The following is a 13,439-nucleotide window of genomic DNA, read 5'->3' as shown; positions in this document are numbered from 1 at the left end:
GAAGAAAAAACGTTTGATGAAAAAAGTTCACATTGGACACGCTTACATAAAGAGAGCTTTCTTGATTATGGAGTCAGCTTTCGATAAAGTGAGAGAGAAGAAAATAATTTAACTAATCGGAGGATGGTTATGACACACATTCGTTTTGATTATTCAAAAGCGTTATCGTTTTTTGGAGAACACGAACTTACATATTTAAGTGATGCTGTAAAAGTTGCTCATCACTCATTACATGAACAAACAGGTGCAGGAAATGACTTTTTAGGGTGGATCGACCTTCCTGTGAACTACGACAAAGAAGAATTCTCCCGCATTCAAAATTCCGCTGAAAAAATCAAAAGTGATTCTGATGTTTTACTTGTGATTGGAATTGGTGGATCTTACTTAGGAGCTCGTGCAGCCATTGAAATGCTAAATCACAGCTTCTACAATGCACTTCCGAAAGAAAAGCGTTCTACGCCTCAAGTTCTTTTTGTTGGTCAAAACATTAGCTCTACTTACATGAAGGATTTAATGGATTTACTAGACGGCAAAGATTTCTCCATAAATGTCATTTCAAAATCAGGAACGACAACAGAGCCAGCTATAGCATTCCGTATTTTCCGTAAGATGCTTGAAGAAAAATATGGGGTAGAAGAAGCACGTCAACGTATTTATGCAACGACGGATAAATCGAAAGGTGCTTTAAAAACATTGGCATCTGACGAAGGATATGAAACATTTGTAGTTCCAGATGATATTGGTGGACGCTATTCAGTATTAACAGCAGTAGGTCTGCTTCCGATTGCCGTAAGTGGTGTAGAGATTGAAAACATGATGAATGGTGCTGCGCAGGCTCGTGAAGATTTCAGTAAATCTGAGCTGACAGAAAACGCTGCTTATCAATACGCTGCCGTTCGAAATGCACTTTACAACAAAGGGAAAACCATTGAAATGCTGATCAACTATGAGCCAGGATTACAATATTTCTCTGAGTGGTGGAAGCAATTATTTGGAGAAAGTGAAGGGAAAGACCAAAAGGGAATCTATCCTTCCTCTGCTAACTTCTCAACAGATCTTCACTCACTTGGACAGTATGTTCAAGAGGGTCGCCGTGATTTGTTTGAAACAGTCATCAAAGTATCAGAGCCTCGTCATGAGCTGACAATTGAGAAAGCTGAAAGTGATTTAGATGGGTTAAACTACTTAGCAGGTGAAACGGTTGACTTTGTGAATAACAAAGCCTTTGAAGGAACACTACTTGCTCATACTGACGGTGGAGTGCCAAACCTAATTGTTGAGATTCCAGCAATGGACGCTTATACATTTGGTTACTTAGTGTACTTCTTTGAAAAAGCGTGTGCCATGAGTGGATACCTATTAGGTGTGAATCCGTTTGATCAACCTGGAGTAGAAGCTTACAAAGTAAATATGTTTGCACTTCTAGGTAAACCAGGCTTTGAAGAAAAGAAAGCTGAACTTGAAAAACGTTTGAAATAATAAGAAAGAGCACTGAGATATCTCAGTGCTCTTTTTTTACATTTTTCCTCTTCTTTAGGAAAAACTAACCCTAAAAGAAAGGGGATGGATTTACGTGATTGAGCTTTCATCTAGCATTGAAGGTCAACATTATGAATTGTATAAACTTGAACAGCTATTGAAGCCACTTGGCTATTCCATTGGAGGTAATTGGGATTATGACCACGGGTATTTTGATTATAAAATCGATGATGAGGTTGGTTATCAATTTTTAAGAATACCTTTTACATCTGTGGATGGTCAATTGGATTCACGGGGAGCTACCGTTGAGTTTGGTAAACCGTTCTTACTCTCTCATAAATATCAGGTAGGCTTAGACGATTTCGCATCTACTGGAAGCTTCTCCGGTTCGGTCAATCAATTTTCAGAACCACAGGATCCGGATGCAAGCTTTCCTGAGAAGTATATTGCTGTTGGCAAAGAACTCGTAAAAGAGTTGGAAAACGTTATTGAGACTAGCTAGAAATCACAAGAAGCTCATCCGAGGCTTCGACCATCGTAGACAAAGGAGGATTCACTGTGGTGTTTTCTCCTTTTTTTATGCCAAGAAGAATGATGTTTTTATCGAGAAGCTTAACACTCAAATCGTGAAAGGTTTGATCAATGAGATCCTCTGGGACAGGAATAAGCTTTAGGTTGTTTCCTTTTAAATGATTAAGAAGCTTTAAAATGGTTTTTGACATTCCTTGAGAGATAATGCTGTTCATCATAACATAGCTCGTCTGCATATTCGTTTGAATGATCTCATCGGCACCTGCTCGCTTCGCATTCGCTACTTGATCTTTTTGCAGGATTTCTACAACAGTGTAAAGAGAAGGCTGATTTCCTTTGATGGCTAAAAGGGTTAAAACTGAATTCATATCAGCGTTCATTTCATCTTTATTTTGGTCTGCTGTAATGATGGCAATGGATGCCCCTTCAAGGTTTACCTTCTTCAAAACCTCATCTCTAAATGGAGTACCTCTCACAAAGTGAATATGATGATTGCTGTAAGGATTCTTCGTTAAGGTTTCATCTATTAAGATAATGTCACAATGAGATTGAAGAGACGTAAGCTGATTAATCACTTCTCTTGCACGTTCATTCCAGCCCACGACAATCACTTGCTCTTTTTTTCCTTTAAACGTCGCTCTTCCTTCCAGGTACGCATTTTGAGTCATGACCGTTTCTGCCGCCAATGTAACAAAATAAGTGGACAGAAATCCTGCTCCAACTAAAATGAGGGCAATGGCAATCACACGCCCCTCCAGTGTAGCTGGAACAAAATCTCCGTATCCCACAGTAGAGGTCGTAATAATCGCCCACCAAATCCCGTCAAATAATGAAGGGAATGTCGACGGCTCGATAAAATGAATCATTGTTCCAAACGTGAGCATGACCATCACAGCTATCATAAAAATACGTATAACTAAAGGCCAGCGCAAGAATTGATGAAACACATGCTGAACCATGCTAAACCAGCTCCTTTTTCATCTGCACTGACCATTATTGCCTTTTCAGCCTCTTCTCATAACTAAGAGAGCCATTCTTTCTTCAATATGCTATACATATATGCATCGTACATCGTACCGTCTTGAAGAATATACTCCCTGAGAAGCCCTTCTTGCTGAAATCCCAGTTTCTCCACTACCCGGCTTGAAGCCTTATTATGAGGAACAATCGTTGCTCCAATTCGATTCATTTCCTTTGTAGAAAACAGATACGTCAGCACCGGCTTCAGTGCTTCTCCCATGATTCCCTTTCCCCAATATTCAGGACTAAGGTCGTACCCAATCTCACAGCGTTTATAGGGTTTGGAAATGCCATGAAACCCACAAGTACCTATAAGTGAATTCGTCTCTTTATCGACGATCCCCCAACGCATGGGTCCGCCAATCTCCAGCTGCTTCTCATAATTCTCTACCATTGATATTGCTACCTCTTTCGAAGCGATGGGACTCATCCCAAAATACCGCAAAACCTCTGAGGACGTATAGAGAGTGAATAGAAAATCCACATCGTCCTTCGTCATTTGTCGCAGCATTAATCGTTCTGTTTCAAATACTGGATAACTTTCCATCGTATTCATCCCCCTTGTCCTCAAAAGTATAACATGGAAAAGATTTCTAGTATGAGGAGAAAAAGGATTCTAAGCTATTACTTCATGATGTGGTAATAGCAATTTAAAGGAAGGGAATGCGTATGCTTTTAAGTGTGGTTTTAAGTATTAAAACGGTGGGTAGAAGGAGATTATCAAATATGAAACCATTCGAAGGAGTGTAATACATGAACGTACACTTTTGTGTAGAAGGACTTCCATACGTGTTTCACAAACAAGAATTTAAAGATATATCTCATCTTCTCTTGATGAAAGAAGCTGGCACCATTATGAAATTTTCAACAGAACTGGAGGATTCCTGTTTTATTGAAGCCAGAATCATTAAAACTTCTTTTGAAACGGTATTAGACACTGTGAATGGGATTAAAGAACAGTTCTTGGCCGTGCATTTGTTTGTAGAAAATGAAGATTTAAAGAAGAGGTTTTTTGCAGCTAAAGCTCATACTGAGTAATGAAAATGGCTGACTCATTTATTTGATCAGCTTAAAAATAGTATTACCTACTATTTTTTCTCAAACTCAGAAACAAAAAACGACGAAGAGCTAAGCCAATTAAAGGCTACTTATGTAGGAGAAGAAGCCTTTTAAGAAGCAATTGCTGCAAGAGGCGTTACACAAAGAGTAGTGGAAGAAGATGTAAAGAGATATCTAATGATAGAGAAGCTGTTAGAACCTCGTTTTTTGGTTACAGAAGAAGAAATGAAAACGTACAAGTAAAGGCGAGTCACATATTAGAAACAGCACAACAAGTAAAGGAAAGCTAGAGGAGATCTTGGGTTTTTCGAAAAAGAACAGAAGGTGCTTTAAAGGCACACTGCATGATCAAAAGAATTGAAACTCACCTCTAATGAAGTTCATAGAAAAAGGTCAGCTTATGGAGCTGACCTTTTTCTTAGTTATTTTCCTTAGGGTTTCTTATGAAAATTATGATACACATAAAAAGAGTTAAAGATGTAATTGTAACAGCAATCATATACCAGATTCTAGTTGAAATACGAATAAACAGCCCATCATCACTTATACTCAAACTGAATAATTCAAACACACCTATTGATTGGTTGGTAATAAGAGAGTAGCCGGTTATTCCTAAAATGACGATTGTCATGAAAGCAACACAGATGAATATAGATGCCAAACTCGTTTTCAACATCATTTGCCCCATTTATTACATCACTCTTTCTTAGAACTCATTTATGAATATTTTACCATTTTTTTCGAGTGGAGTGCATTATCCATAATTAACAACTATCTTCGTTCTTACTTTACCTATTGTTTCGCAAGACAGTTATAAACCCATCCAATATATCATGACTTACAGAAAATCCTTTTCTCCTGTAAAATTCTAAAGCATTTGTATTTCCATTCGAAACAAAAATAAAAGTATCCTCCACTTCATCGAACTTCTTTAACCACTGCATGGACATATTGAATAATGTAGACCCAACCCCATACTTTCTATATTCTTCTTTAATATAAAATTGAGATAGACACCCAACATATTCGCCGTTAACTGAAGAAAGATCAAAAAAAGTAGCAAACTCATTGGAATACGCTTCTTTGGCAGAGATATTTGAATAGACATATCCTACGATTTTATCTTCATCTTTCGCCACCACAGTATAATTGTATTTTGCCTTATTTATAGAAGGTACTAAGCGAGTATCAAAATTCATGTCATCAAACAATTCAGGTTTTATGTATGCTATTGACTGTTGATAGTCCATGAGTTCATTGCAGATATCTCGGCATACTTCAATTTGATTATCAGAAATTGTTTCATAGGTTAGCTTCATGTGGTTCACTCCCGGGTTTTCATTAGGTATGCAGGTATCGTTTTCTAAAGGTGGTCTCCTATGATTATATTTACATAAATCAATTGGAACAAGTAGAGAGTTACTATTCTAAAATGATTCCATAGAAAAGGTCAGCCCTATTCGGTCTGACCTCTTCTTATTATTTATTCTCAATTACCAAGCTGGAAACTAAATCGTTTAAAGAAGTAGCGATATCTTCAAGCTTTGAAGATAAGTCATTAAGGGTTTCCATAGTAGCTAACTGCTCCTCTGAGGCAGCGGCAATATTTTCAGAACCTTCCTGATTGGATTCTGCTATGCTGTTTACTTCGTTCATTGCATTACTCAGGAGGGATATTGTTTGATCAATCTGATGAACATTGTGAATCATTCCATTCATTTTAGCAACAACGTCATTGGATGCATCAAAAATCCCAGCAAGTACTTCCCCTGTTTCTTGTGAAAATCTTTTTCCTTTATCAACTTCTTTTTTTCCTGTTTCCATAACGTTTCGAATAGCGATAGTCTCGTTTACGGTTTCGGTAATAATGGTATTAATACGTTTTGCATATTCTTCTGATTGTACGGCAAGCTTTCTTACTTCCTCTGCAACAACTGCAAACCCTTTCCCTGCTTCTCCTGCTCGGGCAGATTCAATGGCTGCATTAAGGGATAGGAGGTTGGTTTGTCCTGCAATGTCAGAAATATACTTCGAAATGTCGTTCACTTCATTTGAACGCACTTCTAAGTTTTTCACAACGGCATCCATTTGAAGGACATTATCTTTAATGACATCAAGTTGTGCACTCGTTTTCTCAACACTCTCTTTTCCGAGTAATACCTTTTCTTTCGTTTCTTCAGATGATCGAGAAAGTTCAAGTGAAATGGTGTTTATTTCTTTTACATCTAATGTCGTTGCCTCTAAATGACGTTGACTATTATAGATGGATTGAGATTGAAGTTCAGTTCCCTTTACCATCTCTTGAATAGATGTGGCAATTTGTCTACTAGCCATAGAGTTCTCATTGGCTCCGCTCGTAATCGTTTGCACTTCATTTAATAAAAGATTAGAAGAGCTTCTTAATTCATCGAGAAGTGTATTGATCACATTCTCTTGACCTTCATTATCTTTTTGAAGGAGAGCTGTATGTTTATTTTGAGAATACAATTGAATGGAAATAACGGTAGTAGTAAGAATTAAATAAAAAGCATGAATCAAAAGTAGACCAAATGAATAATCACTTGTACCACAAATAATTTCAGGAGTGACAAAATAACCAACTAAATGTTGGACAGCAAAAATGACTGTACTTACCAATAGTAGGTCCAAACGTTGGTAATAAGCCAGACTAGCTAAAACCATAAAAATGGAGAAGTGGTATTCTACTAATCCATTTCCTCCAGCAATGATCGATATGGACGCGAATGTCAAAGTAAGCATAATAAGCCATGGTATGGCTGGGTGCTTACGATCTCTCATTAAAGACCATCCCACTAACACTAAAAGCAAGATAGGCAAAATGAACAAAGTACGTACAAGCCATACATTAGCCATTTCTTGGCTTCCTTGCAATAAAAGAATATGATGTTCAAACACATTAAAAAAACTGTGAGAAATATGAGTTGAAATGGAGACAAGAACAACGAAAAAACTGAAATAAAACATGATTCTGTTTTTCTTCTGAAGCATAAATGGACACCCTTTAACTTTTAAATTTTCCCTTTGTAAGTACGTATTGTCATAGGAGTTAATAACTAGGATTATTTCACTATACTACATCTCTAATCTGAATGAGAACTTTTAATATGTTAATAGGGTGAAAATTTACTGTGGTAGTTAGGTGAAGGTATATTTAAAAAGAAAACCTAGAATTTAGAATTCTAGGTTTTCAGAGTACTGCTATTAGGTTTGGAAAGTATGGAGCATAGCGGGATCGAACCGCTGACCTCTACGCTGCCAGCGTAGCGCTCTCCCAGCTGAGCTAATGCCCCGAGTTGCGTCATTAATTATTATAAAAAGGATTGAAGAGCTCGTCAATATAAAATTTTCAATATTTGCGCATGAACTTCATTCTTCTTGTTTTATATAAGCGATTCTTCCTCTACAAATTGTCATATAGACTTCCAATTCTTCATCTAAAATCACAATGTCCGCATCTTTTTCTGCTTCAAGGCTTCCTTTTCGGTCAAAGATATTTAGTTGCTTGGCCGGGTTTTCAGAAGTCATCTTGATTGCGCTTTTGATAGAACAGTCCGTGAATGCTTGGATATTTTTAAAAGCATCTATCATCTTCAAGACACTGCCGGCAAGAGTAGACTCATTTAAATAGGCCCCTCCATTTCCAACGGTCACAGTTTGTCCACCAAGTTCATATTGACCATCCTTTAAGCATTTCGCCCTCATTGAATCAGTGATAAGAAGAATACGCTGGTCTGAAATTTGATTACAGGCAATTTTGACAGCTTCAGGAGAAACATGCACCCCATCTGCAATAAGCTCAACCATTAATTCCTTCTGTAAAAAGGCAGCTCCTACAATCCCAGGCTCGCGATGGTGAAATCCAGACATTTGATTGTAGAGGTGAGTCACGTGCTGAACCCCTGCTGAAATGCTGGTACTCACTTGGTCAAAGGTGGCATTGGAATGACCAACGGACGCTATAATATCATGCGTGGCTAAATAACGTATCAATTCATGGTTTTGATCAAGTTCCGGTGCGAGGGTGACTAGTTTAATTGAATTTCCCGAGAGCTCTTGCCACTTTTTAAACAAGTCGACATTTGGTCTTTTGATAGAATCTATAGGCTGTGCACCAGCCATGTCTCTATTAATAAAAGGGCCTTCCAAATGAACTCCGAGAATTTCTGCCTGACCTGGTTTTTGGTGAGCATTCATGTATTTGGCAGCATTTATAAGGGCTTTCTCAATGTTGGTTTCTTTCTCTGTCATGGTGGTTGCAAGGAAACTAGTTGTTCCTTCCTTAGGAAGAGTTTGGGTCATGATATCCAGGGCTTCTTTAGAACCATCCATAGTATCGGCACCGTTTACTCCGTGGATATGGACATCAATCATGCCGGGTATGGCGGTAGCACCGTCTGGAAGAGAAAATATTTCAAAACCCTCCTTGCTAGAGAGTACACCTGCTTCACCTATCTCAACGATGATTCCAGTTTCGATTTTGATGTACCCTTCCTTTATAAAACTGTTTTCAGTATGTATGTTTATATTAAGTAATAAGAGCTTTAATGGGTCTGAATGCATAACGAACTCTTCTCCTTCACTTAGTATAAATAATGATTCTCACTTTTATAGTAACATGACTACACTAAATCACCTTGGAGAATTTTTAACAAGGGATGTTTATTAAAATATTACAGTTGAGCTTTTTTGGGATGATACAATAAGGAAACAAGAACTCGAGTACAAATTAAAGGAGGAAGGAAATTTGGAAATAAACTATACTAACTTCAATGAGGTACCTAATAGTGAGACGTTAGATAGTATGACAAAGCTACATACAAGTATTTTTGGTGTGCCAGATGACTTGGCAGGAAGAATGAAAGAAAAACCTAATTTGAGAATTGATATTGCATTAATAGATAAAAAGGTTGTTGGGTATAAGATAGGATATGCTCTGAATCGTGAACAATTTTATAGTTGGTTAGGTGGAGTGGATGCTGAGTACAGGAATCAAGGCATCGCCTCTAGATTAATAGAGCAACAGCATCAACACGTTAAAGAAATGGGATACAAATCCGTTCAAACAAAAACGAAAAACAAGTGGCGTAGTATGTTGATATTAAATATTAAAAGTGGCTTCGATATCATTGGGACATACACTGATCATGAGGGAGAAACAAAAATCATCCTTGAAAAAAAGCTGATTTGAAAAAAATAATTAGCTTTGGTTAGAGATAAGGGACGAAAAAATCTACTAGAGAGTGAGGAGGAAATCAAATGAGGCAAGGGATTATTTCTTTAGGAGAAGCATTAATCGATTTTATTCCGTTAGACAGTGAAAATACGACCTATCAAAAAAGCCCAGGAGGTGCACCTGCAAATGTGGCTGTTGGATTGGCTCGCTTAGGAGCAAAGTCTACTTTTCTAGGAAAAATAGGTGACGACGTCCTCGGTCAGTTTCTTGTTCATACATTAAACGATTACGGTGTCAGAACGAATCAAATGATGTTTACAAAGGATGTTCGCACCGGGGTCGTATTTGTAACAAATGCTGCAGACGGTGAAAGAAGCTTTGATTTTTACATCAATCCTAGTGCAGATCGTTTCTTGAATATAGAGGATATAGAGGAAGACGATTTTCTTGATCATAAAATTCTTCATTTCGGTTCGATTTCTATGATAAGCAGCCCATCGAAGGAAGCAACTCATCATGCAGTAAAACTGGCAAAGGAAAATGGAATGATGATTTCCTATGATCCAAATCTACGAATGGGATTATGGAATTCAGAAGAACTTGCACGTGAAACGATTACGAGTATGCTTTCTCAAGCGGATGTATTAAAAATCTCTGAAGAAGAACTTGCATTTATTACTGGAGAACATGATATTTCAACAGGAATGGAGAAGTTAAGCCCCTACAATATTCCGTTCGTCATTGTCACGCTGGGAGCTGAAGGAAGCCATGTTTATGTCAGTGGTTCTCACCAGCACATTCCGGCCATGAAAGTGGAGGCTATAGATACAACGGGAGCAGGGGATGCCTTTGTATCTGGTATTCTCTATTCCCTTCATGAATACAAAGGCGTCATATCGTCCCTTACGATTGAGGAAGCGACGGAAATGGCCCGATTTGCCTCCGTTTCAGGTGCTCTGGCTGCTTCAACCAAGGGTGCTATGACCGCACTTCCAACTTTAGAGGAAGTAAAGAAACATCTTGAGATTAGGGAGTAACTTTTTCAAATTCATTGAATGATGTTATAGTAGGATAATATAAAAATGACTTTCGAAAGGATTTTTACACATGTCCTACAAAATGATTGTACTAGATTTAGATGACACCCTTCTTCGTGACGATCAAACTATATCTGATCGTACGAAAGATGCTTTACTACAAGCTCAAGAAGCAGGAGTGAAGGTGGTTCTTGCATCTGGACGACCAACATATGGTATGCGATGGGTAGCAAAAGAATTAAAACTTGACCATTACGGCAGCTACATTCTGTCGTTCAATGGATCAAAAATTATAGATTGCAAGACAAACGAAGAGAAATACAGTCGCACTCTTTCTGCAGAAACAGCTCATCGTTTATACGATTTAAGTAAACGCGAAGGAGTAGGGATTCTTACTTATGCAGAGGATGCCATTCTGGTAGAAGAGGAAAATGAATTTGCCACAATCGAGAGTGAATTGACAGGACTTCCGGTACAGGTGGTTTCCAATTTCAAAGAAGCTGTTACAAAACCTGTCGTGAAAGCACTTATGCTTAAAGAGGCAGAAAGATTGGTAGATGTTGAGAAGAAGCTGCAGACTGAGCTCGAGGGTGAGTTAAGTGTTATGCGCTCAAAACCGTTTTTCCTGGAGTTTACACAGCTGGGAGTGACAAAGGGTGCGAGTCTTGACTACTTGATCACGCCAATGGGCATTACCTCTGATGAAGTGATCGCGATTGGTGACAGCTACAATGATTTGGCCATGATTGAATACGCTGGTTTAGGTGTCGCAATGGGGAATGCTCCGGAAGATATTAAGGAAAGAGCAGACTATGTGTCTTCTTCTAATATGGAGGATGGAGTTGCTGAAGTGGTTGAGAAATTTGTCCTGAATCGACTTTCTCGAGTATAGGTTATACGATGATTGGAGTCCTTGAAAGGACTTCAATCATTTTTTTGTAGATAGAAAGGATTTATCAGCCGTTTTCGAGATTTATACGACTAAGAATTCAATTTATCAGCCGCTTTAAGAATATATCGGCCATATTTTAAGTTTATCTGCCAAAAATCCAATTTATCTGCCATTCTTCAATATGCGACAAATTCCGCGCACCTTGATCACATTCCCCAAAGCCCGAGCGCTCAGTTACTCCCCTCCTCGATAAGGGAAAAATTGTATAAAACTCCATCCAATCCCTACCAATCTATGCTACTATAAAAATAATCATCGCAAAGCGGGGGGACATGCATTGAGGATTGTCGGCATACTACTAAATTTCATCCTATCCATTATTGGAATCATCTTTATAGGTGCACTACCTGTTTTGCTCTCTGGAATAGGGTACCGAGAATTGCGTTTAAAAGAATACTGGAACTCTATCAATGAGATCTTTTACGCTATTTTTCATCCAGGTGAATTAACCTATATCACTATTGGGGGACAAAAGGAAAGAGATTTATTTCCCTACCTTTGGGAACCCATCCTTTACTCTTTAACTGTTTTATTTTCTGCATTTCTACTAGCCTGCTTTTTAGGTATTCTCCTTACGATTCTCACCATGCTGTTCTCACCAAGAAATCGAAACAAAATTAAGTTTATTTTCTACCTTTTTGAATCTCTGCCTGATATTTTGATTATCCTGGTATCGCAGCTTGCGGTTATCTATGTCTATAAACAAACAGGTGTGTTGTTTTTTGATATTGCTTCCGTTGATACGGAAAGAGCTTTTGTAATGCCTGTTCTTGTGTTAGCGGTTCTGCCAACGATTCAATTATTCCGGCTCTCCATTCTTTCCTTTGAGAACGAAGAGAGAAAAGACTATGTCACGTTAGCTCAATCGATTGGATTAGGGAAGCTTTTTATTTTGACGGTTCATATTCTTCGGAACGCAATCATTAGCGTGTTTTTTCAATCCAAAAAGACCGTCTGGTTGATGTTGTCAAATTTATATGTTCTAGAATTATTGTTTAATATGGCTGGCATTACAAGATTTTTGATGTCTACTCTTCAGCCAAAAATGTTTACGATTGCGATTCTGTCTATTTTCATTCCTCTTTTTATTTTTTACACCGTCGGAGAAACTGTTCTTGCTAAAAAAGCTAATAAAGGGGAGGAAATCTAACATGAAAAAAAGTGTTTGGAAAAATCCTCTTTTTCTTATTGGATTTAGTTTTATCTCCATCATGCTTATTGCAAGCTTCAGTTACTCCTTTGTTTGGGGAAATGAAGTAAGAAAACTCTATTTTATATCTGAAAACGGATTTCCGATTGAAGCTGCACCGATTTCACCTAAATGGGATTATCCATTTGGAACCGATGCCTTAGGACTGGACATGCTTGGGAAAATCCTGCTTGGAGCAAAGTATACTCTCCTTACGGCTTTTGTTATTGCTTTTCTTCGAGTGTTCCTGGCAATTCCTTTTGGCTTGATTCTTGGTACATATCTAGTGAAATATAAAAAGTATTTTAATGGACTCATTGATTCTTTCCATTACATACCCTTAACGATTCTGACCTATTTTCTGCTGAAACCCATTCTTTGGGAGCCGTTTGGGGGATTCCCAAACTCGATCATTGAACGATTTGTTCTAGAGATTTTGGTTCTGTCTCTACTGATTGTGCCAATTATTTCAGCTCTTTTAGGAAATGAAGTTTCCTTGCTGTATAAGCAAGAATATATTTTAAGTGCGAAAACATTAGGAGCGAGTAAATGGAGAATCATCGTTAAGCATATTTTACCTGGTATGAAAGAAAAGTTAATCATTTTGTTTGGGCAGCAATTAATGCAAACGTTGATCATTTTCATTCATTTAGGACTGTTGACATTATTTTTGGGAGGAACGAATGTTGATTATCAGTTAGTAAACGATCCACCTCGTTCCATTACCAATGAATGGTCAGGCTTGATTGGGGATTCATTCCGTTACTTGCAGGGAGCTCCATGGATTCCATTAACGCCGATTTTATTTTTTACTTTAAGTATGTTATCGGTGGCCCTTATGATGGAAGGGTTTATCCAGGCAAAGAGAGGTTACTCATATTACATGAAAAAATTCAAAAAAGCCTATTCACCTGCTGACAATCAGAAAGAATATATTCCAGACAAAAGTGATTTTAACCGTGCAGAAATGTAGTAGGA

Annotated in this window: 14 protein-coding genes and 1 tRNA gene; 8 read left to right on the top strand and 7 right to left on the bottom strand. The window is 37.9% G+C overall.

Annotation, left to right across the window (positions count from 1 at the left end):
* Nucleotides 1-129: 129 nt before the first annotated feature.
* Nucleotides 130-1,479, top strand: coding sequence for a glucose-6-phosphate isomerase (locus IQI_RS11555; RefSeq protein ID WP_064092800.1), 1,350 nt, complete (start codon nt 130-132; stop codon nt 1,477-1,479).
* A gap of 94 nt (nt 1,480-1,573) precedes the next feature.
* A complete protein-coding gene (locus tag IQI_RS11550; RefSeq protein WP_064092799.1) occupies nt 1,574-1,981 on the top strand; it encodes a YugN-like family protein in 408 nt (135 codons plus the stop codon).
* On the opposite strand, the gene IQI_RS11545 is transcribed toward IQI_RS11550, so the two are convergent.
* Entirely contained in the window at nt 1,974-2,969 is a 996-nt protein-coding gene (locus tag IQI_RS11545; RefSeq protein ID WP_064092798.1) for a potassium channel family protein, read from the bottom strand. The genes IQI_RS11550 and IQI_RS11545 overlap by 8 nt on opposite strands.
* A gap of 62 nt (nt 2,970-3,031) precedes the next feature.
* Nucleotides 3,032-3,577, bottom strand: coding sequence for a GNAT family N-acetyltransferase (locus IQI_RS11540; RefSeq protein ID WP_064092797.1), 546 nt, complete (start codon nt 3,575-3,577; stop codon nt 3,032-3,034).
* Between the two features lie 206 nt (nt 3,578-3,783).
* Between IQI_RS11540 and IQI_RS11535 the strand changes: the two genes are divergently transcribed.
* Nucleotides 3,784-4,068, top strand: coding sequence for a hypothetical protein (locus IQI_RS11535; RefSeq protein ID WP_064092796.1), 285 nt, complete (start codon nt 3,784-3,786; stop codon nt 4,066-4,068).
* Nucleotides 4,069-4,507: 439 nt separating this feature from the next.
* On the opposite strand, the gene IQI_RS11530 is transcribed toward IQI_RS11535, so the two are convergent.
* The 5 genes from IQI_RS11530 to nagA all read right to left on the bottom strand — a co-directional run bounded on the left by IQI_RS11530 (nt 4,508) and on the right by nagA (nt 8,670).
* The gene (locus IQI_RS11530; RefSeq protein WP_156509888.1) at nt 4,508-4,765 is read right to left on the bottom strand and encodes a hypothetical protein; all 258 of its coding nucleotides are present in this window, start codon (nt 4,763-4,765) and stop codon (nt 4,508-4,510) included.
* A 112-nt stretch (nt 4,766-4,877) separates the two neighbouring features.
* Nucleotides 4,878-5,408, bottom strand: a complete 531-nt coding sequence (locus tag IQI_RS11525; protein ID WP_082892680.1) for a GNAT family N-acetyltransferase — start codon at nt 5,406-5,408, stop codon at nt 4,878-4,880.
* A gap of 160 nt (nt 5,409-5,568) precedes the next feature.
* Nucleotides 5,569-6,963, bottom strand: a complete 1,395-nt coding sequence (locus IQI_RS11520) for a methyl-accepting chemotaxis protein (RefSeq protein ID WP_197489746.1) — start codon at nt 6,961-6,963, stop codon at nt 5,569-5,571.
* A 364-nt stretch (nt 6,964-7,327) separates the two neighbouring features.
* Nucleotides 7,328-7,400 (bottom strand) — tRNA-Ala (locus tag IQI_RS11515).
* A 76-nt stretch (nt 7,401-7,476) separates the two neighbouring features.
* Nucleotides 7,477-8,670, bottom strand: coding sequence for an N-acetylglucosamine-6-phosphate deacetylase (gene nagA / locus IQI_RS11510; RefSeq protein ID WP_064092792.1), 1,194 nt, complete (start codon nt 8,668-8,670; stop codon nt 7,477-7,479).
* Between the two features lie 184 nt (nt 8,671-8,854).
* Here nagA and IQI_RS11505 point away from each other — a divergent pair, with 184 nt between their 5' ends.
* From IQI_RS11505 to IQI_RS11485, 5 genes are all read left to right on the top strand, one after another.
* Nucleotides 8,855-9,298: a GNAT family N-acetyltransferase gene (locus tag IQI_RS11505; RefSeq protein WP_231893415.1), complete on the top strand. Its 444-nt coding sequence runs from the start codon at nt 8,855-8,857 to the stop codon at nt 9,296-9,298.
* 68 nt (nt 9,299-9,366) lie between these two features.
* The gene (locus IQI_RS11500; RefSeq protein WP_064092791.1) at nt 9,367-10,320 is read left to right on the top strand and encodes an aminoimidazole riboside kinase; all 954 of its coding nucleotides are present in this window, start codon (nt 9,367-9,369) and stop codon (nt 10,318-10,320) included.
* 70 nt (nt 10,321-10,390) lie between these two features.
* Nucleotides 10,391-11,212 carry a Cof-type HAD-IIB family hydrolase gene (locus IQI_RS11495; RefSeq protein ID WP_064092790.1) on the top strand — a complete coding sequence of 274 codons (822 nt, stop codon included), beginning with the start codon at nt 10,391-10,393 and terminating at the stop codon, nt 11,210-11,212.
* Nucleotides 11,213-11,549: 337 nt separating this feature from the next.
* A complete protein-coding gene (locus IQI_RS11490) occupies nt 11,550-12,422 on the top strand; it encodes an ABC transporter permease subunit (protein WP_064092789.1) in 873 nt (290 codons plus the stop codon).
* Between the two features lies 1 nt (nt 12,423).
* Nucleotides 12,424-13,434 carry an ABC transporter permease gene (locus tag IQI_RS11485; protein ID WP_064092788.1) on the top strand — a complete coding sequence of 337 codons (1,011 nt, stop codon included), beginning with the start codon at nt 12,424-12,426 and terminating at the stop codon, nt 13,432-13,434.
* Nucleotides 13,435-13,439 lie beyond the last annotated feature (5 nt).

The sequence above is a fragment of the Rossellomorea aquimaris TF-12 genome (assembly GCF_001648555.1).
Taxonomy (GTDB): Bacteria; Bacillota; Bacilli; order Bacillales; family Bacillaceae_B; genus Rossellomorea; species Rossellomorea aquimaris.
This window is presented reverse-complemented; position numbering and strand designations above follow the sequence as displayed.

Bases quoted from the DNA above. Each gene is read 5' to 3' on its own strand.
- IQI_RS11555 (WP_064092800.1), top strand. From the start codon at position 130: ATGACACACATTCGTTTTGATTATTCAAAAGCGTTATCGTTTTTTGGA.
- IQI_RS11545 (WP_064092798.1), bottom strand. From the start codon at position 2,969: ATGGTTCAGCATGTGTTTCATCAATTCTTGCGCTGGCCTTTAGTTATA.
- IQI_RS11540 (WP_064092797.1), bottom strand. From the start codon at position 3,577: ATGGAAAGTTATCCAGTATTTGAAACAGAACGATTAATGCTGCGACAA.
- IQI_RS11535 (WP_064092796.1), top strand. From the start codon at position 3,784: ATGAACGTACACTTTTGTGTAGAAGGACTTCCATACGTGTTTCACAAA.
- IQI_RS11530 (WP_156509888.1), bottom strand. From the start codon at position 4,765: ATGTTGAAAACGAGTTTGGCATCTATATTCATCTGTGTTGCTTTCATG.
- IQI_RS11525 (WP_082892680.1), bottom strand. From the start codon at position 5,408: ATGAAGCTAACCTATGAAACAATTTCTGATAATCAAATTGAAGTATGC.
- IQI_RS11520 (WP_197489746.1), bottom strand. From the start codon at position 6,963: ATGGCTAATGTATGGCTTGTACGTACTTTGTTCATTTTGCCTATCTTG.
- nagA (WP_064092792.1), bottom strand. From the start codon at position 8,670: ATGCATTCAGACCCATTAAAGCTCTTATTACTTAATATAAACATACAT.
- IQI_RS11500 (WP_064092791.1), top strand. From the start codon at position 9,367: ATGAGGCAAGGGATTATTTCTTTAGGAGAAGCATTAATCGATTTTATT.
- IQI_RS11495 (WP_064092790.1), top strand. From the start codon at position 10,391: ATGTCCTACAAAATGATTGTACTAGATTTAGATGACACCCTTCTTCGT.
- IQI_RS11485 (WP_064092788.1), top strand. From the start codon at position 12,424: ATGAAAAAAAGTGTTTGGAAAAATCCTCTTTTTCTTATTGGATTTAGT.